Origin of the sequence: Methylobacterium sp. E-046, assembly GCF_022829625.1 — a bacterium.
Classification (GTDB): Bacteria; Pseudomonadota; Alphaproteobacteria; order Rhizobiales; family Beijerinckiaceae; genus Methylobacterium; species Methylobacterium longum.
This window is the reverse complement of sequence record NZ_JAKSYP010000155.1, coordinates 52,745-72,766: the sequence shown is the minus strand read 5'-3', so window position 1 is coordinate 72,766 and position 20,022 is coordinate 52,745. Positions and strand designations below refer to the sequence as shown.

16 protein-coding genes are annotated in these 20,022 nt (G+C 69.5%); 7 read left to right on the top strand and 9 right to left on the bottom strand.

Features of this window, described 5'->3' with window-relative positions; genetic code table 11:
* Window positions 1-35 precede the first annotated feature (35 nt).
* Window positions 36-272, bottom strand: a complete 237-nt coding sequence (locus MKK82_RS13265) for a hypothetical protein (protein ID WP_243986009.1) — start codon at window positions 270-272, stop codon at window positions 36-38.
* A gap of 352 nt (window positions 273-624) precedes the next feature.
* On the opposite strand from MKK82_RS13265, the gene MKK82_RS13260 reads away from it, so the two are divergent.
* The 3 genes from MKK82_RS13260 (at window position 625) to MKK82_RS13250 (ending at window position 6,002) form a co-directional block, all read left to right on the top strand.
* Window positions 625-1,701, top strand: a complete 1,077-nt coding sequence (locus MKK82_RS13260; protein WP_243986008.1) for a catalase family protein — start codon at window positions 625-627, stop codon at window positions 1,699-1,701.
* Between the two features lie 17 nt (window positions 1,702-1,718).
* Entirely contained in the window at window positions 1,719-2,129 is a 411-nt protein-coding gene (locus MKK82_RS13255; protein ID WP_243986006.1) for an ester cyclase, read from the top strand.
* A 264-nt stretch (window positions 2,130-2,393) separates the two neighbouring features.
* Window positions 2,394-6,002: a PAS domain S-box protein gene (locus MKK82_RS13250; protein WP_243986004.1), complete on the top strand. Its 3,609-nt coding sequence runs from the start codon at window positions 2,394-2,396 to the stop codon at window positions 6,000-6,002.
* A 120-nt stretch (window positions 6,003-6,122) separates the two neighbouring features.
* Here MKK82_RS13250 and MKK82_RS13245 read toward each other — a convergent pair whose 3' ends face one another.
* The 3 genes from MKK82_RS13245 to MKK82_RS13235 form a co-directional block, all read right to left on the bottom strand.
* On the bottom strand, window positions 6,123-6,668 hold the full coding sequence (locus MKK82_RS13245; protein WP_243986003.1) for a PAS domain-containing protein: 546 nt from the start codon (window positions 6,666-6,668) through the stop codon (window positions 6,123-6,125).
* Window positions 6,669-6,871: 203 nt separating this feature from the next.
* Window positions 6,872-8,938, bottom strand: coding sequence for a PAS domain-containing sensor histidine kinase (locus MKK82_RS13240; RefSeq protein WP_243986033.1), 2,067 nt, complete (start codon window positions 8,936-8,938; stop codon window positions 6,872-6,874).
* A gap of 311 nt (window positions 8,939-9,249) precedes the next feature.
* Entirely contained in the window at window positions 9,250-9,750 is a 501-nt protein-coding gene (locus tag MKK82_RS13235; RefSeq protein WP_243986002.1) for a MarR family winged helix-turn-helix transcriptional regulator, read from the bottom strand.
* Between the two features lie 171 nt (window positions 9,751-9,921).
* Between MKK82_RS13235 and MKK82_RS13230 the strand changes: the two genes are divergently transcribed.
* The 4 genes from MKK82_RS13230 to MKK82_RS13215 all read left to right on the top strand — a co-directional run bounded on the left by MKK82_RS13230 (window position 9,922) and on the right by MKK82_RS13215 (window position 14,254).
* Entirely contained in the window at window positions 9,922-11,295 is a 1,374-nt protein-coding gene (locus MKK82_RS13230; RefSeq protein WP_243986000.1) for a sensor histidine kinase, read from the top strand.
* Window positions 11,296-11,379: 84 nt separating this feature from the next.
* Complete coding sequence (locus tag MKK82_RS13225; RefSeq protein WP_243985999.1) at window positions 11,380-11,721, top strand: GAF domain-containing protein; 342 nt, start codon at window positions 11,380-11,382, stop codon at window positions 11,719-11,721.
* Between the two features lie 51 nt (window positions 11,722-11,772).
* On the top strand, window positions 11,773-13,872 hold the full coding sequence (locus MKK82_RS13220) for a GAF domain-containing protein (RefSeq protein ID WP_243985998.1): 2,100 nt from the start codon (window positions 11,773-11,775) through the stop codon (window positions 13,870-13,872).
* Window positions 13,873-13,879: 7 nt separating this feature from the next.
* Window positions 13,880-14,254: a response regulator gene (locus MKK82_RS13215; protein ID WP_243985997.1), complete on the top strand. Its 375-nt coding sequence runs from the start codon at window positions 13,880-13,882 to the stop codon at window positions 14,252-14,254.
* A gap of 66 nt (window positions 14,255-14,320) precedes the next feature.
* On the opposite strand, the gene MKK82_RS13210 is transcribed toward MKK82_RS13215, so the two are convergent.
* From MKK82_RS13210 to MKK82_RS13190, 5 genes are all read right to left on the bottom strand, one after another.
* On the bottom strand, window positions 14,321-15,226 hold the full coding sequence (locus MKK82_RS13210) for an SDR family oxidoreductase (RefSeq protein WP_243985996.1): 906 nt from the start codon (window positions 15,224-15,226) through the stop codon (window positions 14,321-14,323).
* Between the two features lie 269 nt (window positions 15,227-15,495).
* Complete coding sequence (locus tag MKK82_RS13205) at window positions 15,496-17,205, bottom strand: GMC family oxidoreductase (RefSeq protein WP_243985995.1); 1,710 nt, start codon at window positions 17,203-17,205, stop codon at window positions 15,496-15,498.
* Window positions 17,206-17,219: 14 nt separating this feature from the next.
* Window positions 17,220-17,879, bottom strand: coding sequence for a gluconate 2-dehydrogenase subunit 3 family protein (locus MKK82_RS13200; protein WP_243985994.1), 660 nt, complete (start codon window positions 17,877-17,879; stop codon window positions 17,220-17,222).
* Window positions 17,880-17,893: 14 nt separating this feature from the next.
* Entirely contained in the window at window positions 17,894-18,859 is a 966-nt protein-coding gene (locus MKK82_RS13195) for a hypothetical protein (protein ID WP_409566799.1), read from the bottom strand.
* 61 nt (window positions 18,860-18,920) lie between these two features.
* Entirely contained in the window at window positions 18,921-20,015 is a 1,095-nt protein-coding gene (locus tag MKK82_RS13190; protein ID WP_243985991.1) for an enolase C-terminal domain-like protein, read from the bottom strand.
* Window positions 20,016-20,022: the final 7 nt, after the last annotated feature.

Genomic DNA, 20,022 nt, shown 5'->3' with positions numbered 1-20,022 from the left:
GATCGGGGCCTCCGGAAGCGCACGGCGCCGTGAAATCACATGCCGCGATTCATCATCATCCGCTTCTTCATCATGCGGCGCTTCATCATCTGCTTCCGCATCATGCGCTTCTTCATCATCATCCGCTCGCTGCGGTCCATGCGCACCTGGGTCACGCCGGACGGGGCAACCTGCATCCCGTTCGGGCCCATCGGCGCGGCGGAGGCGGCGCCGGCTCCGAGCGCGAGGCTGCCGAGGACCGTGGCGGCGAGGGCAAGGGTAGTGATCTTCATTCGACGTCTCCTGTAGGGGAAGGGATCCCCTTTCGCACATGGAGAGAAGAGAAGGTGCGACCACCAAGTTCCTGTTTTATCAAATAAAAATAGTAGTCCGACAGAGTTTGGGCGCGACAAATCGGACGTCGAGGCAGGGCCTCGCGCCGCGCCCAGGCCGGGCGTACGCCAAGCTGTACGGAGGCATGGAAGGGAAAGTTTCAAACCTAGCCGGGAACGCTGACCGCCCACCTCCAAGTCGACGCGATGAGTTCCCGATCACGTGAGGCCAGGAAGAGAGGTTGATCAGGGAGATGACCGGAACGGGTCCGGGCTTAATCGGTTGTGCACAAGTGAGTTTTGGAGATCGTGTATGCCGGCAGCGCCCGTTCGCTATTCCCCCGACGTCGAGAAGATCGCCGCCGACGAAGGCAAGACCATTGAGGGTCTGAACGAGACCTTCGACACCATCCTGGACAGGGTCGCGAAGGACTCCGGCCACGCGGTGCGCTCGGTCCACGCCAAGGCCCACGGCATCCTGGAAGGCACGCTTCGCATCGACGCGGGCCTGCCGCCCGAACTCGCCCAGGGGCTGTTCGCGACGCCGGGCGAGCACAAGGTCTATATGCGGATGTCGACGAACGCGGGCGACATCCTGCCGGACGCCGTCTCACTGCCGCGTGGCCTCGCGCTGAAAGTCCTGGACGTCGCGGGCGAGCGCCTGCCGGACGCGGAAGGGACGACCCAGGACTTCGTCATGGTCAACGGCCCGGTGTTCCAGGCGCCGAACGCCGAGAAGTTCCTCAGCAGCCTCAAGCTGCTCGCCAAGACCACTGACCGGATCGAGGGTGTGAAGGTCGCCGCCTCCACCGTGCTGCGCGGGGTGAACAAAGCGCTGACCGCAATCGGCATCGAGAGCCCGACGCTCGGCTTGCTCGGCGGTGCGCCGAACGTCGACCCGCTCGGCGAGACCTACTACAGCGTCACGCCATTCCGGTATGGCGATCACGTCGCCAAGTTCTCGGTGGCTCCCGTCGCCCCGGCGCTGACCGCGCTGACCGGCACCGAGATCGACGCTTCGGGTCGCCCCGACGCGATCCGTGAGACGGTGCGGTCGGAGATGGCCGCCATCGAGGGTGTCTGGGAGTTCCGGGTGCAGCTGTGCCGCGACCTGGAGCGTCAGGCGGTCGAGGATCCGACGGTCGAGTGGAACGAGGATGAGGCGCCGTTCCAATGGGTCGCCACCATCACCGTCCGGCCGCAGGACAGCTGGGACGCGGCCCGCGTCGACGCCGTGGACGAGCGCATGCGCTTCGCGGTTTGGACCGGCCTCGCCACCCACCGTCCGCTCGGCAACATCAACCGGGCCCGCAACGCCCCCTACAGGCATTCGGCCGAATTTCGTCGGCGCTACAACGGTTGCCCGATCCACGAACCCGTGGGGCGCTGAGGGTGGATGCGATGTCAATGGAATCGAACAAGAACCTCGTCCGCGCCTACTTCGTTGCGTTCCGGGACCGGGACGCGGTGTGGTGGGAGCGGTTCATCGCCCCGGACTTCGTGCGCCATGACCCTGGCCTCGACTTCGAGGTCCGTGGCCCGGCGGGCGTCGCCAGGCTCGGCGAGGTGCTGCACGGCGGGTTCTCGGACATCGAGATGCATGTCGCCGAGGTCATCGCCGAGGGCGACCGGGTGCTGGCGCATCTCCGGTTCACCGGCCGTCATACCGGGACGTTCCAAGGCACGCCCGCCACCGGCAACGCGGTCGATATCGCCGTGATGGATTTCTTCCGCGTCGTGGACGGGCGGCTGACAGAGCATTGGGCCCTGATGGACAACCTGTCCCTGCTCAAGCAGGTCGGCGCCATCGACGCCTGAGGGGCGCGGCGGCGTTTTGCGGACGGTCGGCGCACCGCGACGCTTGGACACCGTCCGCTCCACGACCGCCTTCTTTACACCCCGCCGGACCAAGCTTGAGGTCAGTCGTTCCGCAAGCGCGGGAAGCTGAATGGCCGGCGCTGGGCCGATTGGTTTTCCCGATCGGGGTGCCGCCGGGGAAGCGGAACTGGTCCGCCCCTCGCAGCTTGGACACCGGATTCTTGTGATTGCGGGGAGGTCCCGGCCAATCGAGAAGGGCGGACGTTGGTCGGTTCGGATCTGAAATCGCTGTCGCGCGACGAGCTTGAGGCCGAGATCCTGCGCCTGAGGGAAGTGCAGGCCGGGGGGGCAGCGGAAGCTTTCGGGCGTCGGGTCCTCACGACGCCGGGCGGCCGGGACGAGTTGTTCGCCGCGGTCGAGAAAACCCGTACCCCGATGATCCTGACCGATCCGAACCGGCCGGACGATCCCATCGTCTTCGCCAACCGGGCCTTCCAGGACCTGTCCGGCTACGGCGCCGACGAATTGCTCGGGCGCAACTGCCGCTTCCTCCAGGGACCGGACACCGACCCCGCCCACGTCCAGGCTATCCGGGACGCGTTGGCGGCAAAGCGCGACCTAGCCATCGATATTGTCAACTACCGGCGTGACGGCACGCCTTTCCTCAACGAGCTCTTCATCAGTCCGATCCTCGATCCGGAGGGTCGCGTCCTCTACCACTTCGGCAGCCAGGTCGACGTCACCGGCTACCGGCAGACGATGTCGCGCCTGGCGGAGAACGAGCGGCGGCAGCGGGCGGTGTTCGACAGCGCGGTGGATTTCGCCATCGTCGTCACCGACTGCGACGGCCTCGTCACCGACTGGAACGCAGGGGCGGAACGCGTGTTCGGCTGGACCGCCGGGGAGATGCGCGGGCAACCCGCCGACCGGTTCTTCACGCCCGAGGACCGCGCGGCCGGTCGCATCGAGGCGGAGATGCGCCGGGCCCGTGACGAGGGCCGCGCCCCCGACGAGCGCTGGCACCTTCGCAAGGACGGCAGCCGGTTTTGGGCGTCCGGCGAGATGATGCCGCTGCTCGACGAGGTCGGGAAGCACTTCGGCTTCACCAAGATCGCCCGCGACCGCACCGCCGAGCACGAGGCCGGGAGGGCGCTGCGGGAGAGCGAGGCGCGGCTCGGCGAGAGCGAGGACCACTTCCGGCACACGGTCGAGCTGAATCCGCAGGTGCCTTGGACCTGCGACCCAGCCGGCAACATCACCTCCTACTCGAACCGCTGGCTCGAACTGACGGGCCAGGCGCCAGGCGAGCCCGACGGCGCCGGCTGGATGAGGGCCCTCCATCCGGACGACGTCCCGCACACCGTCGCGGTGTTCTCCGCGAGCCTCTCCTCGGGCGAGCCGGTCGACGTGGACTACCGCATCAACATCGCGGGGAGCGGCGAGTACCGCTGGATGCGCGCCCGCGCGCAGGCCCGCCGCGACGGGGCCGGGAGCATCGTGCGCTGGTACGGCGTGGTCGAGGACATCAACGACCGCCGCCTCGCCGAGGAGGCCCTACGTCGGAGCGAGACCCGGTACCGTACCCTGTTCGAGACCATCGAGGTCGGGTTCTGCATCCTCAGGTTGCGGTTCGACGCGGACGGGCGGGCGGTCGACTACCTGATCGAGGAGGCCAACCCTGCCTTCGCCCGGCAGACCGGCGCGGACCTCGCCGGCCGGTGGGTCAGCACGTTCGCGCCCGGCCTGGAACGGCACTGGTTCGACATCTACGGCCGCGTGGCCCGAACCGGTGAGCCGGCCCGTTTCGAGAACTACGCCTCCGTGTTCGGGCGCTGGTTCGACGTTCGCGCGCATCGGGTCGGCGAACCGGGGGACCACCGCGTCGCCGTGTTCTTCAACGACATCACCGCCCGCAGGAATGCCGAGCTGCTCGCCGAGACCAACGAGCGCGAGCTCCGCCTGATCGCCGACGCGCTTCCGGTGCTGATCGCGTTCATCGACGCCGGCCACGTCTACCGCTTCGCCAACGAGGCCTATGTGGATTGGTTCTTCGTCCCGCCCGGCGAGGTGGTGGGACGCGACGTCCGAAGGCTCCTGGGTCCGGCCGGTTACGCGGCCCGGAAGGATTTCATCGACCGAGCCCTCGGGGGCGAGTCCGTCCTGTTCGAGCTCGACTGGCCGCATCGGGACGGGCGCCCGCGCGTCGCCGAGATCCGTTACCTGCCCCGGCGCGACGCCGGTGGCGCGGTCGATGGCTTCCACGTCTTCGTCCAGGACGTGACCGACAGGCACCGGGCCGAGGCCCTGCTTCGTTCCGAGAAGTCGGAACTCGAAGCCCAGGTCGCCGCGCGCACCGCCGAGCGCGACGAGATCTGGCGGGTCTCCAGCGACCTCCTCTGCGTCGCGACCCTCGACGGCCACTTCACGAGCCTCAACCCGGCCTGGCGCACGACGTTGGGCTGGTCGGAGGACGAGTTGAGGGGAAAGCCCTTCCTCGATTTCGTGCACCCCGACGACCATGCGTCGACGCGGACCGCCGCGGCGGGGCTGGTCCGGGGCGAGGCCCAACTCTCCTTCGAGAACCGATACCGGCATCGGGACGGCAGCTACCGCTGGCTGTCCTGGAACGCCGTGCCACGGGGCGGCCTGGTCTATTCGGCCGTCCGCGACGTCACCGAGGCGAAGGCGGCGGCGGAAGCCCTGGCGAAGACCGAGGAAGCCCTGCGTCAGTCCCAGAAGATGGAGGCGGTGGGGCAATTGACCGGCGGGCTCGCGCATGACTTCAACAACATGCTGGCGGGCATCGTCGGCTCCCTGGAGCTGATGCAGACACGCATGCTCCAGGGGCGGATGTCCGACATGGAGCGCTACATCGGCGCGGCGCAGGGCGCGGCCAAGCGTGCCGCCGCCCTCACCCACCGCCTGCTCGCCTTCTCCCGACGCCAGACGCTCGATCCGAAGCCGACCGACGTGAACCGCTTGGTCGAGGGAATGGTCGACCTCGTGCGCCGCACCGTCGGCCCCGCGGTCCCGGTCGAGTTCGTCGGCATGGGCGGCGTGTGGCCGACCCTGGTAGACCCGAGCCAGTTGGAGAACGCGCTGCTCAACCTGTGCATCAACGCCCGCGACGCCATGCCGGACGGCGGCAGGATCACCATCGAGACCGGCAACCGCTGGCTGGACGAGCGCGGAGCCCGCGAGCGCGACCTGAGCCCGGGCCAGTACGTCGCGCTCTGCGTCTCGGACACCGGGACCGGCATGACCCCGGACGTCGTCGCCAAGGCGTTCGACCCGTTCTTCACGACCAAGCCCCTCGGCGAGGGCACCGGCCTCGGCCTGTCGATGATCTACGGGTTCGCCAAGCAGTCGGGCGGCCAGGTCCGGATCTACTCCGAGGTCGGGCAGGGCACGATGGTCTGTGTCTACCTTCCCCGCCACCTCGGCGAGGCCGAGGATGCCGACGCCGTGGCCGACCTCTCCGAGGCAGCCCGCGCCAAGGCCGGCGAGACGGTGCTGGTGGTCGACGACGAACCGACCGTGCGCATGCTGGTCACGGAGGTGCTGGAGGACCTCGGCTACGCCGCCATCGAGGCCGGCGACGGCGCCTCGGGCCTGAAGGTGCTGCAGTCGGACGTGCGCATCGACCTGCTCGTCACCGACGTCGGCCTGCCCGGGGGCCTGAACGGTCGCCAGATGGCTGACGCCGCGCGCCAGCACCGCCCGGACCTCAAGGTCCTCTTCATCACCGGCTACGCAGAGAACGCCGTGCTCAACCACGGGCACCTGGCGCACGGCATGAACGTGATGACCAAGCCGTTCGCCCTGGAGGCGCTGGCCACCCGTATCCGCGGCATCATCGAGGGCCAAGGCTGACCGGCCCCAGGGCATCCACGGTGGCGCAGGGTTCGGTGTGCAGACTGGCCTTGCCACGCTCGGGCAGCAGCATCGCCGAAGGTCGAACAGGAGAAGCGATCCCGCCCGTGACGGCGTCGCTCAGTTAAGCCGCTCCTTGACCTCGATCCTGGCGGCGAGCGCCCGGCCGATCTTGAACAGGGCGCTGCGGAGGTCCGGCAGCGCCTCCTTGCCTCCGTCGGACTCGATGAGCGAATGCGCCAGGAGCAGGTGATCCGCGACCTGGTCAAGCCGGCAATTCGGCATCGTGTTCGGATGGGGCGCCGGCGGCACGAACCGCTCGATCTTGCCGTAGGCCGTGATCGTGTCCGTCGCGCCCGCGGCCAGTTCGGTCACCGTGCCGAAGTAACCGATGAAGTTATGGCCCAGCATGCCGAACGCGGGGACGCCGCCCGCCCCGACCCAGCGAAGGGTGCGGTCCGGCTTGAGCAGCCGATACCTGACGCTGAACTCCTCCCCGCGACGGACCGCGGCAGCCATCGTTTCCGCGACGATGGTTCTGTCGTCGGAGTAGACGCGATCCAGCCATCCAAGGCCGAGGGCGTCGGCGACCTCCTGTCCGGTGAGCGTCGTCCACTCCGGGCTGGTGTAGACGCAGGCACCGACCGCGTCCGTGACGAAGATCATCGATGGGCCTCTGCTTGGGCGAATGCTTTGAGACAATATCTCTCCGCAGTGGCGGCACAAGCGTCGGCCCGATACCGTTTCCGGCCGGGCGTCCGCCTCGTTTGGCGGTCCGCGCAGTCTCCACGACACCCGTGTCGGGAAGGCGTGTCGGCGGAGTTCGTGACCGCTTGCCCGGGCATCGGACCGGGAAGGTTCGACGGTTCCTACCGTGGGCCGAGGAACCGATGCAGGATGCGGCCGAGCTGCTCGGCGGAATAGGGCTTGTGCAGCAGATCGAACCCGTGCGTGCCCTCCTGCGCCAGCACGTGGCTGTAGCCGGACGCCAGGACCACTGGCAGGTGCGGCAGCCGCCGCTGCAATGCCTTGGCGAGGTCCACGCCACCCATGCCTGGCATCACCACGTCGGAGAATACCATGTCGAAGCCGTCGCCGTCGGCGCCGAGCCGGTCCAGTGCCTCCTCGGCGTTGGCCGCCCAGGTCGGCCGGTAGCCAAGGTCCTCCAGGATCTGGGTCGCGAATTGGCCGACGCCGACGTTGTCCTCGACCACCAGGATGCGCTGGCCGGTTCCCAGGGGCGCGAGGTCGCCGTCTTGGACGCGGTCGCGGACCTGTCCTTCCTCGGGCTCGACCTCGGGTAGGTAGAGGGTGAAGGTGGTGCCTTCCCCGACCACGCTGGCCACGTCGACGTCGCCGCCCGACTGCTTGGCGAAGCCGAATACCTGAGACAGGCCGAGGCCCGTGCCCTTCCCGACCTCCTTGGTGGTGAAGAACGGCTCGAAGATCCGCCCGATCCGGTCCGGGGGGATGCCGGAGCCGGTATCGGTCAGGGAGACCGCCGCGAACGCCTCCCGCGAGCCGGCATGGCCGCGGATGGCGGGAAGGGCCGCCCCGCATCCCAGCCGCAGGGTGAGCGTTCCCTCCCCGTCCATCGCGTCGCGGGCGTTGACCGCCATGTTGATCAGCGCGGTCTCGAACTGGCTCAGGTCCGCCCGGACGAAGCATGGACCGTGGGGCACCTCCGTCACCGCGTGGACGCGCGCGCCGGTGACGGTGTCAAGCATCTCGGCGATCCCGCGCACCTTCCGGCCGACGTCGAACACCTCCGGCTTGAGGGCTTGGCGGCGGGCGAAGGCCAGCAGCTGGCCGGTGAGCTTGGCAGCCCGCTCCACGGTCTCCGAGACCGCGTTGAGGTAGCGGTCCTTGCGCCCCTCCGGCAGGTCGGGCCGGCGCAGGAAGTCCACCGACGAGCGGATGATGGTCAGCAGGTTGTTGAAATCATGCGCGACGCCGCCGGTGAGTTGGCCGACGGCTTCGAGCTTCTGGGATTGGCGAAGCGCCTCCTGCGCATGTTCCAGCTCGGCCTGCCGTTCCCGCGCCACGGTGATGTCCCGCCCGGTCGCGTAGGTCAGGTTCCCGGCCGGGGCGGCGGTCCAGGAGATCCAGCGCGTCGAGCCGTCCTTGTGACGGTATCGGTTCACGATGCGGGGCATCCCTCCCTCGGCCGCCTCGGTGTAGGCCTCGACCGTCCCGGCATGGTCCTCGGGCAGGACGAACTCGTTGACGTGGTGCCCGACCAGTTCGTGCGGCTCGTAGCCGAGCAGATGGGTCCAGGCCGGGTTGACCCTCTGGAACACGCCCTCGAAGTCGATGATCAGCATGAGATCCGGGGCGGTGTCCCACATCAGGTCACGCTCGGTCGTCCGCTCCTCCACCCGCTGCTCAAGGGTCGCGTTCAGGCAGCGCACCTCGTCGAGCGCCCGCCTCAGGTTTTCCTGGCTCTCCTTGAGGGCGGCGTCGGCCAGGACACGCTGGGTGGTCTCGTTGGTGAAGATGAATAGGCCCGCCACCGCGCCGTCGGCGTCGAGCACGCGCGAGTAGGAGAAGGAGAACCACGTCTCCGCTGCCCCGCGGTCGGTGTCGAGCTTCCAGGGCAGGTCCTCGAAACGGCGGCTGCGGCCAGCGAAGGCGTCCTCGATGATCGGCCTGGCCTGTTCCCAGGCGTCAGCCCAGACCCCGTCGAAGCGCTCGCCCGTGGCCCAGGCCAACCGGGGCCCGAGCAGCCTGGAATAGGTATCGTTAAAGAAGAAATGCAGGTCCGGCCCCCAGGCCAGGATCATGCTCTCGGGCGAGTTCAGCACCAGCGCGAGCGCGGTCTTGAACGCGGGAGACCACGTCTCAGGCGGACCGAGGGGATGGCCCGACCAATCGCGCTCGCGGATCAGGCGCGCCGCCTCGCCGCCCCCGGCGAGGAACGCCGTTGCGCAGTTCACCACCTTACGCCCCGCAGGACTCGGTTCGGGCCTCGGAAGGGGAGCTCCGGCCTGGGCTCCATGCGTCGGTGACGAGAGGGGGGGCGGACATGCGGACGTTCGGCCTCGGGTTCCAAGAGGTGCAGAGCGGTTTCGCGCTGCGAGGCATCAACGCTCGACGACGCGGCTCGGTCCGCAAGGCGTTCCGACCGGACTATCCTTGCCACGACGGCTCGATCCCGGTCGTTCCATCGCGAATGGTTCCGGGCGAGAAGGATGGGCACGCATCGCCTGTCCGGCACACGCGTACGGAACGGGATCGAGCGCCGTCCTCATCTGTCCTGCCGCGGCCGACCCGAGGAAACGCCCTGCACCGCGACGGGGGCGGTGACGCGGTCCGCGAGGTTCATCAGTTCTTGCCGCAGAGCCGACAGTGAGCCGTCCGACAGACCCACCCGGCATACGACGTCCTGCTGCGTCTTCGAGGCTTCCTCCTCCAGTCGACGCCCGGCATCGGTCAGGGCGACCAGCACCACCCGCCGGTCCGAGGTCCTGGCGCGGGCGACGAAGCCTGCGGCCTCCAGCCTGTCGACGAGCGGCGTGATCGCGCTGGGTCCGAGGCGGAGCCGCGCGGCGAGTCCCGACACCGTCATCGCGCCGTCCTGCCAGAGCGCCAGCATCACGAGGTATTGCGGGTAGGTCAGGCCGAGCTCGCCCAGGAGCGGGCAGTAGGCCCGGGTCACCGCGCTCGTCGCGACGTACAGCGCGAAACAAATCTGGTCGTCGAGCCTGAGATCCGGTCGTTTCGGGCACGTCATTTCCGGACTACCCACCCCGTTCGAACGCCTCCTGTCTGGAAGTTTCATGCGTGAATGACAAGGCATACACGGCGTGATAGGCGCGGATCAGGAGAAGGCCCCTGGAAGAGAGACGACCTGAGGTGTGGGTATCCCGCATCCGGACGTCCCGCCCGGGCCGACCGGGGAAACCGTCGGAGCGGGCTCGTGGACACCTTCAGCGCGCAGGACATCGTCGACACGGTGCCGTCGAGCCTGCTGGTGCTCGACATGGACCTCACCGTCCACTCGGCCAACCGCGCCTTCTACCGAACTTTCCAGGCCGAGCCGGAGGCGACCGTCGGGCGCCCCCTGTTCGAGCTCGGCACCGGCCAGTGGGATATCCCCGACCTGCGCCGGCTCCTCGTGGAGGTCGTGCCGCGGGACGGGACGGTCGAGGGCTACGAGGTCGGGCACGACTTCCCCGGCATCGGGGTGAAGTGCATGCGCCTGAACGCCCGCAAGATCTTCCGGCCCGGCAACGGCATCCCGTTCCTGCTGCTCGCCATCGACGACGTCACCGCCGAGCACGAGGCCCGCGGCGACGCCGAGCGCCAGGACCGTCTCGCCACCAGCATCGTCGACACCGTGCGCGACCCGATGGTCGTGCTGGAAGGCGACATGACCGTCGCGCAGGCGAGCCGCTCCTTCGTGCGCCTGTTCGGCGACGAAGGCGGCGACCTCGTCGGGCGCTCGCTCTACGACCTCGCGCAGGGCAAGTGGAGGGTCGGGCGGTTGCAGGAGCTGCTCGCCCGGGTGGTGCCGGACGACACGGCCCTGGACGGCTTCGAGGTCGAGGACGAGTTCCCGGGGCTGGGCCGGCGCATCTTCAGGCTGAACGCCCGCAAGGTCTTCCGTCCGGGCAACCACGTCACCCGGCTGCTGCTGGTGTTCGAGGACGTGACCGAGGCCCGCCTGCTGGAACGGCACCGCGACCTGCTCGCCGCCGAGCTCGCCCACCGCATCAAGAACTCCTTGCAGATCATCACCTCGTTCGTGTCCTACGAGATCCGCCGGGCGGCCGAGCCGTGCATCGCGGGCTACAAGGCGATGCAGGCGAGGATCGGCGCGGTAGCGGGGCTCTACGACGTGATCTCGCGCTCGGCCTCGCTCGGGCCGGTGCCTGTCGGCCCCTACCTAGAAGGCATCGCGGGGAGCCTGCGCTCAAGCCTGCTCGGGACCGACACCGGCGTCGCCGTCGCGGTCGAGGCGGAGCCGCTCTTCATCGTGTCCGACCACGCGGTGACCATCGGATTGATCGTCAACGAGCTCGCCACGAACGCGGTGAAGTACGCCTTCCCGAACGGCCGCGGCCGCATCCTGCTCGGTTTCGCCCGCCGCGACGGCGACGTCGTCCTGACCGTGGCGGACGACGGCGTCGGCCTAGCGGCGACCTCCGGCAGCAATCCCGCGTCGGGCAAGGGCTCGCGCTTCGTCGAGGCCTTCGTCCGCCAGGTCGGCGGTACCCTCGCCACGGCCTCCGGCAGGACCGGCACGACCTACACGGTCAGGCTGCCGATCTCCATCCTGGCCGAGCCATGATCCTCGGGGGGCACGGATTTCCGTGATGGAACGGGCCATGCCACGGTACGAAACCCTTCGCATCCCTCGTAGAATTCTTCGCCCATGACACGCCCGGAGCCGTCCCCGACCGACGACCCGCTGCGGCTTGAGGCCCTGCGGGGCTACGGCATCCTCGATACCGTGCCGGAGGAGGGCTTCGACGACCTCGTGCATCTCGCAGCCAGGGCGTGCGCCGTTCCCGTGGCGCTGGTCAGCCTCGTGGACCACGACCGCCAGTGGTTCAAGGCGCGGGTCGGCTTCTCGCCCTGCGAGACCGACCTCGACGGCTCCGTCTGCCGGTTCGTGCTCGCCGAGCCGGACATCCTGCAGATCCCTGACTTGACCGCCGACCCGCGCACCCGCGACAACCCGCTGGTGACCGGCGAGCCGTTCATCCGGTTCTAGGCCGGCGCCCCCCTGCGCACACCGAAAGGGCAGGTCCTCGGCAGCCTGTGCGTGATCGACAGGGTGCCACGGCCGGAAGGGCTGACCGACGACCAGGCCGACGACCTGCGTCGCCTCGCCCGCCAGGTCATGGCCCAGTTGGAGCTGCGCCGGGCGATCCGGGGCCGCGAGACCCACATCCGCGAACGCGACGCCGCGTTCCGGGCGCGCGAGGCGCTGCGCGACACCCAGGCGTCCATCGCCGCTATCGACGGCGACCTCGACACCATCCTCGATGCCCTGCTCGACGGCGCGATGCGGGCGGTGCCGGCCGCGGAGGGCGGCGTCCTGGAGCTCATCGACGGCGACGCCCTCGAATACCGCGTGGTGCGCGGTAGCCTGCTGGGACAGCGCGGGCTGCGCGTGCCCCTCGAAGGCAGCAGCGCCGGCCGGGTCGCCCGGACGAACGCCCCGTTCCTGATGGCCGACGCGACGAGCGACCCGTACGTCAAGCGCGACCTCGTGGAGCGGCTCGGCCTGCGCTCGGCGGTGCTGGCGCCGCTCGCGCGCGGCGGCACGGTGCTCGGCGTCCTGAAGCTGCAGTCGGCCAAGCCGGACGCCTTCACCGCGCGCGACCTGGAGCAGGCCGTGCTGTTCGCCGGCGTCGCCACCGCCGGCCTGACCGCCGTGGACGAGGCGCGGGGCCGCGAGGCGGTTCACGCCACCGACCTGTACTGGCGCGGCCTGTTCGATCGCCTGAGCGAGGGCTTCCTCGTCGGAGAGGTGGTCCGCGACGCGGGCGGCCGGGTCGTCGACTGGCGCTACGTCGAGGTCAACCCCGCCTGGGGCGGGCTGGTCGGAGTCGATCCGGCGACGGTCGTGGGCCGGACGCTCCGCGAGGTCATCCCGGACGTCGAGGAGGAGTGGGTCCGCGAGTTCGCCGACGTGGTCGAGACCGGCCGGCCGGCGGCGTTCACCCGCCAGGTCGGCACGATCCGCCGCTGGTACGAGGGCCGGGCGTTCAAGCTCGACGACCGGCGCTTCGGGGTGATCTTCCTGGAGGTGACGGCCCGCATTGAGGCCGAGGCCCGCCGGACCGCGCTCCTCGCGCTCGGCGATCGCCTGCGCGACCTCGCGACCGTACCGGAGATGACCTCCGCCGCCGCCGAGATCGTCGGTCGGACCCTCGGGGCGACCCGAGCCGGGTTCGGGCGCATCGACGCGGAGATGGAAACCGTCGAGATCGAGCCGGACTGGACCATGCCGGGCATGGTGAGCCTCGCGGGGCTGCATCGCTTCGCCGATTACGGGGACCTGAGGGGCAGCCTGCTCGACGACGTGGCGCTCGTGATCGAGGACGTGACCACCGACCCGCGCACCCGCGCCGATCCGAGCCCGTTGCTGGCCATCGACGTCCGCGCCCTCGTCAACATGCCCGTGCGCGAGCGCGGGCGCACCGTCGCGGTGTTCATCGCCCACGACGCGCAGGCGCGGACCTGGACGTCCGACGAGTTGGCGTTCCTGCGCAACGTCGCCGACCGGTTGGAGGTCGGGGTGGCCCGTGTGCGCGCCGAGGATCTCCAGGGCGTGCTCAACAAGGAGCTGGCCCACCGGCTCAAGAACACGCTCGCGGTGGTCCAATCCATCGCCCAGCAGACCCTGCGCGCGGTGAGCGAGCGCGACAAGGTCGACGCGTTCGAGCGTCGGCTGCTGGCCCTGTCGCGAGCCCACGACGTGCTGCTGCGGAAGAGTTGGGAGGCCGCCCGCCTGCGTGCGGTCATGGAAGGGGTCCTCATGCTGCAGGCCGACCTCGACCGCTTCGCCTTCGACGGGGCCGACATGGACATCAGCCCCGAGGCGGCGCTGTCCCTGTCCCTGCTGCTGCACGAGTTGGCGACCAACGCCCTGAAGTACGGCGCGCTCTCGGTCGGCGCCGGGACGGTCCGGATTGCGTGGCGCACCGAGGTCGGCCAGGCGCCGGCACTGGTGCTCGATTGGTCGGAGTTGGGTGGCCCCGCCGCGACCGCACCTTCGGGGCGCGGCGGGTTCGGCACCAAGCTGATCCGCATGGGCCTCGTCGGAACCCGCGAGGCCGAACTCCGCTTCGGCTCCGAAGGCCTGCGCGCGAAGTTCCGCGCGCCCCTGGCCGACATCCAGATCCAGGTGCATTGAGTTGCCGATGACCGAGGACAACCCTACCGGCCAAACCTTGGTGCTCGTCGTCGAGGACGACCCGATCCTGATGCTGTCGCTGGTCGGCTACGTCGAGGACGCGGGCTGCGATGCGGTCGAGGCAACCAGCGTGGCCGAGGCAATCCGGCTGCTGGAGACCCGCTCGGACATCCGCACGGTGTTCACGGACCTCGACATGCGCGGCTCCACGGCCGGGATGAAGCTCGCGCTCGCCATCCGCGACCGCTGGCCGCCCATCGAGCTCCTGATGGTGTCGTCCCAACCCTGGGACGCCGCGCAGATCCCCGCTCGCGGCGTAGTGCTGGGCAAGCCGTTCGACGGACGCAGGATCGTAGCGGCCATCCAGAGGTTCGCCGCCTGAGCGCCTCGGGTCGATGGCCGACGCCGGCCGCGCCCCGATACCGGGACCCGGCCGGATGGTTGAAGCCTACGCGGTGCCGTTGCCGCCCGTCGCGCCGTAGACCTCGCCGGTGACGTAGCTCGCCTCCTGGCTCGCCAGGAACACATAGATCGGCGCGAGCTCCACCGGCTGGCCTGGACGGCCCAGCGGCACCTCGGACCCGAACTTCTCGACCGCCTCCTGCGGCTGGCCGCCGGACGGTTGCAGGGCCGTCCAGAAGGGCCCCGGCGCAACGGCGTTCACCCGGATGCCCTTGGCGACCTGTTGCTTGGCCAACGCCTTCGAGAAGGCGACGATGCCGGCCTTCGTTGTGGCGTAGTCGACGAGGATCTGCGGCGGGTTGTAGGCCACGACCGAGGCCGTGTTGATGATCGACGCGCCCGCTGGCATGTGCGGCAGCGCGGCCTTGGTGATCCAGAACATCGCGTAGAGGTTGGTCTTCAGCGTCCGGTCGAATTGCTCGTCCGTGATATCGCCGATGTCCTTCTCGTTGGTCTGCTTGCCGGCGTTGTTGACCAGGATGTCCAGCCCGCCCAGATCGGCGACGACCTTTTTCACGAGCATGTCGCAGAACGCCTTGTCGGTGATGTCGCCCGGCAGCAGGACGGCCTTGCGCCCTTCCGCCTCGATCAGCTTGGCGACCTCCCGGGCGTCGGGCATCTCGTCCTCGACGAAGCTGAGCGCCACGTCGGCACCCTCGCGGGCGAACGCGATGGCGGCGGCTCGGCCGATGCCGGAATCGGCGCCGGTCACCAACGCCTTCCGTCCGGTGAGGCGTCCATGCCCCTTGTAGCTGGTCTCACCGTGGTCCGGCTTCGGGTCCATCGCTCCGGCGAGGCCCGGCGCTTCCTGGGGTTGGCGCTTGAACGGCGGCTGCGGGTACTGCGTGCGCGGGTCCTGCATCGCGAGGCGCTGATCGGAGGCGTCGGTCATGGAGTTGTCCTGTAGCGGGGGGGGAAGCTTGGCTCGATCGGGCGCGCTGCGCTTCGAACGCGTCCGTCCCGGGTCAGCGCCAATCCCCGTCCCCTCCCTGGGTTCCAGTCGAGGGACGCGGGCGGCCGTGGCATGTCCCGGGTGCAGGCGGTGCGGATGCCGACGACGTCGACCGTTCGGGATGGATGCGTGCTCACCCTCGCGAGACGGCAAGCCATCCCGGTTCGGCGAATGACACCGCCTCGAATTTCACGGGTCGTACCAGGGGCTCACGCTGACGGTCGCCGCCTTTCCGCGAGTACCCGGTCAGCGGTGCGCAACGCGACCGCTTGGATCGTAAGCGATGGATTCACGCCGCCGACCGTCGGGAAGACCGAGCCGTCGCAGACGTACAGGTTCGGGATGTCCCAGGACCGACAATCGGCGTCGACCACGGAGGTGCGTGGGTCGGCGCCCATGCGAGCCGTGCCGTTGAGATGGCATGTGTCGTCGGCCTGGTCCCAGACCTCGCGGCCACCCGCGGCCGACAGGGCCTCGCGCATGAACCTGAGGGCGTGCCGGTTAAGCGCCCTGTCGTTGTCGCACCACGAATAGGTGACGCGAGCCACCGGCAGCCCGTACTGGTCCTTCACGTCCGAGAGCGTCACCCGGTTGCGCTCCTGGGGCATGTACTCGGAGACGACCTTGAGCCCGGCGACGTGGTTGTAGCGCTGCATCTCGGACATCAGCGCCTCACCCCACAGGCCGTGCGCGGAGGCCTGGGTGTTGGCCCAGAGCTGTGGCAGGGGCCCTTGGCTCATGTAGGAATAGCCGCCGAAGAAGTCCTTGGCGAAGGGGCCATAGCCCTTGTCGTCGTAGTTCCAGTGCTCGCTGATGGCGAGCGAGGGCGGTCCCTTGTAGCTGCGGATCTCCTCGTCGAAGACGCCCCAGACCGCTTGGTTGCCCTGGACCATCAGGTTCTTGCCGACGAGGCCCGTGGAGTTGGCGAGCCCGTCCGGGAACTCCTGGTTCGCTGAGTTCAGGAGCAGGCGCGGCGTCTCGATGGCGTATCCCGCCACCACGACATTCTTCGCCCGCTGGAAGCGCCAACGCCCCTCGCGGAAGTAGTGGACGCCCGTCGCCCGGCCGTTCCTCGTCTCGATGCGCCCGACCATTGCGAGGTCGCGGATCTCAGCGCCGGCCTTCAGGGCACGGGGCAGGTAGCTCACGAGCACGCTCTGCTTGGCGTTGGTGGAGCAGCCCAGGGTGCAGAAGCCGCGGTAGACGCATGGCGGCGCATCGCCGTGCGGGGCCGAGACCGTGGCGAGCGGCGTCGGCGTCCAACTGACGCCCATCGCTTCGGCGCCCCGTGCCAGCACCTTGGCGGCCGCGTTGATCTCGTGCGCGCGCCGGTGATACCGGCGCCGGTGCGGCCCCCAAGGATAGTTGACCGGGCCGGAGATCTTCAGGTCGTCCTCGACCTGATCGTAGTAGCGCCACATCTCCCGCCAATCGATCGGCCAGTCGGCGCCGTAGCCCATCAGGGTGCGCGCCTTGAACCATTCCGGCCGGAAGCGCAGGGCCACCATGGCGTAGTGCACGGTCGAGCCACCCACGGCCTTGCCGGAATTGTTCGAGCCCATCTGCAGCGGGTTCTCGCCGTCGACGATGCGCTCGTCGGTCCAGTACAATTTGGACTGATGGCTCTCATCGGAGGCGAAGTCCTCCAGCGGACGGAAATACGGGCCGGCATCGAAGGCCACCACCGACAGGCCGCCTTCGGCGAGCCGGCAGGCCAGGGTACCGCCGCCCGCCCCGGTGCCGACGATGGCGAAATCGACCTCCTCCTCGTCACGGTGCTGGCGCATCGGCACCCACTCGCCGATCCGCATGACGTTCGGCGCCCGGCCATCGCGGGCGCGGGGATGGTGCTCCGGGTCGTCGCTGGGCGTGACGTACCTGGGGTTGTCGGCGGCGTTGCCGAGGCCGGGGATGCGCATCGACTTAGGTATCCTTATCGGCCTACCCGGAGGTTCTCTTGGTAAGCCTCGTCCTCGCGGCCGGGCTTGGCCTCGGCGGCCTCCCAGGGGTCGCGGCGGTCGAAATCCATACGGACGTAGCCCCGCGGGCTCGCCGGGCCGCCCCAGCCGATCTCGTTCCAGGCGGTCGGGTGGGCGTAGTAGGCCTTCACGACGTCGGCCAGGATGCGCTGGTGGAAGAACAGCTTGGAGGGCATGTCCGCCCAGGCGGCGTCGGTGAGTTCGCCGTTCTCGGCGAGCTTAAGCAGTTCATCCTGCGCCCAGGCACCGAGTTCGTGGAAGCGGGCGCCGAACCGTGCCCGCGCCTCCGCGTCGAGGGCCTGCAACCCTCGGCGCCACGCCTCGCGCTCCTCCGGCATCGCGGCGTTGCGGTAGCCGTCGCGGGTATCGGTCGCGAGTTTGTGGTCGACGAGGGCGGCCACTGGCACCGGATCCCCCCGGTCGGCGGGTTGCGGCACGATCCGCTCAGCCAGCGCCGTCATCGTCGACCATTCGGCCTCGTCAAAGAAGCGACGCGTCTCGGGGCCGATCGCCAGCCGTTCTTCCAGGACCTCGCGGGTCTTGGCATTCCAGGACGGGCCGTCGCGCTTCGCAAGCACGTCGTAGCCCGGATAAAGGTCCAGTCTCGGACGCATGATGTTCTTTCGGGTCAGAAGCGGAAGCGGCCGCGTTCGATGAGTTCGAGGGCGGCAAGACCGCCGAGCGCGACACCGGAGAAGGAGGGTGGGGCCGGCAGCGGCGGCCCGTCGATCAGGTTCTGCCGCCAGTTGTCCCAGCCGCCCATCATCCGGGCGACCCCGTAGGCGTGGAACGCGACCCCGCCGATGCCCATGGCGGACACCGCCCACATTCCCCACTTGGCGCCCACCTGGCTCGCCCCTTCCGGCTTGGCCGCGGCGCGCACGAGCAGCGCGGCGGCGAGTGGCGGGAGGGTGACGGGGACGAACATCGCCGGGTTCTGGAAGGCGCCGCGGAAGTGCAGCAGCCCCGCCTCCAGGGTCGTGCCCGCCAGCATGCCGGCGGTGGCGACCGCCAACGCCCGCCCGGCCGGCAAGCCGGCGAGCCGGGGCTCGCCGGGATCGGCATCGCGGACGCGCTCGGCGACGACGCCGAGGATGCCGGCCAGCGTCAACGCCATCGGCGCGCCGATGGGGGCGGAATAGAACAGGTTCTGGAAGGAGTAGCCGCCCTCGCGCTTGCCGACGTTGTAGGCGTGGAAGCCGAAGCCGATCAGCCCGGTGAGGCCGGCGAGCGCCTGCACCCCGTGCCGGACGCGGGAGCTGCCGGGGTCGGTGTCGCCCGCCCCGTGCAGGGACGCCGCCAGGGTGACGCTGGACACGATGATGGGGGTGTACATCGCCCGGTTGAAGAACTGGCCGCGGTAATGCTCCAGGCCGGAATCGAACAGCACCGAGGCGGCCAGCATCGTGGAGGCGTGGTTGAGGCGCTGGGCGGCGCTCGCGGTCACCGCGCGCCCACGCGGGCTGAAGCGACGACCCGCCGTGGCCGATCCGAGGCGCTTGGAACGTCCGGCCGCGAACCATGTCAGGAGACCGGCCCCGGCCGCGGCGGCGACGAGGACGACCACCGGGTGCACGGTCGCTTCGGCCCTCACCGGGGCGACGCGCCGCTTTATCCCCGGGGCGTGATGGCGCTCCGGCGGGCGGCCGCCGTGATCAGACGGCATAGGCATCCGCATCCCTTTTCTTGAGGGTGAGGCCATGGCCCGGCCTGGTCGGATCGGGGGTGATCGCGCCGTCGCAGGGCACTGGCGCCCCATCGAACAGCATCCGCTCGATGCGGACGTGGTCGTGGAACCATTCCAGGTGCCGGAACCGCGGCGCCGAAACCGCCACGGGCAGGTGCAGGGCGGGTGCGCAGTGGCCGGACAGGTCGATATGCGCCGCCTCGCAGAGGGCCGCGACCTTCAGGAAGCCGCTGTATCCGCCGCAGCGGGTCACGTCCGCCTGTGCGACGTCGACCGCGCCGGCAGCGAGCAGGCCGTGCAGGTCGTCCAGGGTGTAGACGTATTCACCCGCCGCGATCTCCATGCCGGCGGGCGCCATCGCGCGGACGGAGGCCATGCCGGCGGGATCGTCGCTCGTCACTGGCTCCTCGAACCATGCCACGCCGAACTCCTCGGCCGCCCGCGCGACCGCGACGGCGTGCTTCGGGGTGAAGGCGCCGTTGGCATCGATGAACAGGTGGGCGTCGCCGATGGCCGACTTCGCCGACGCCATGCGTGCCGGATCACGCTCCGGTCGGCTGCCGACCTTCATCTTCGCCGCCCGGCAGCCGTCCCGCTCGACGAAAGCGGCGAGCTGATCGCATAGTTGCCGGTCGTCGTAGCTCGTGAAGCCGCCGCTGCCATAGATCTCGACGGCGTCCCGTGCCCGACCGAACAGGCTTGCAAGCGGCGTGTCGAGGAGGCGAGCCTTGAGGTCCCAGAGCGCGGTGTCGAGTGCCGAGATCGCGGTCGCCGCAAGCCCGGAGCGACCGAGGTTGCGCACCGCGCCCCATAGCACCGCGTTCGCCCGTGGGACGTCGAACGCAGGGATACCCGTGAGACGCGGTGCCAGCGTCGCCTCGCTCAGGCGCGCGACGCTAGCATCGGCGTAGCTGTAGCCGAGGCCGGTCTCACCACCGGCCTCGACGTGGACGACGACGAGGGTCGTCCTGTCCCAACTGAGCGTCCCGTCCGCCTCGGGCGCGTCGGTGGGTACGGTGTAGGCCCGTGCCCGCACCGCCCCGATCTTCGGATCGTCACGCATGCCGCGG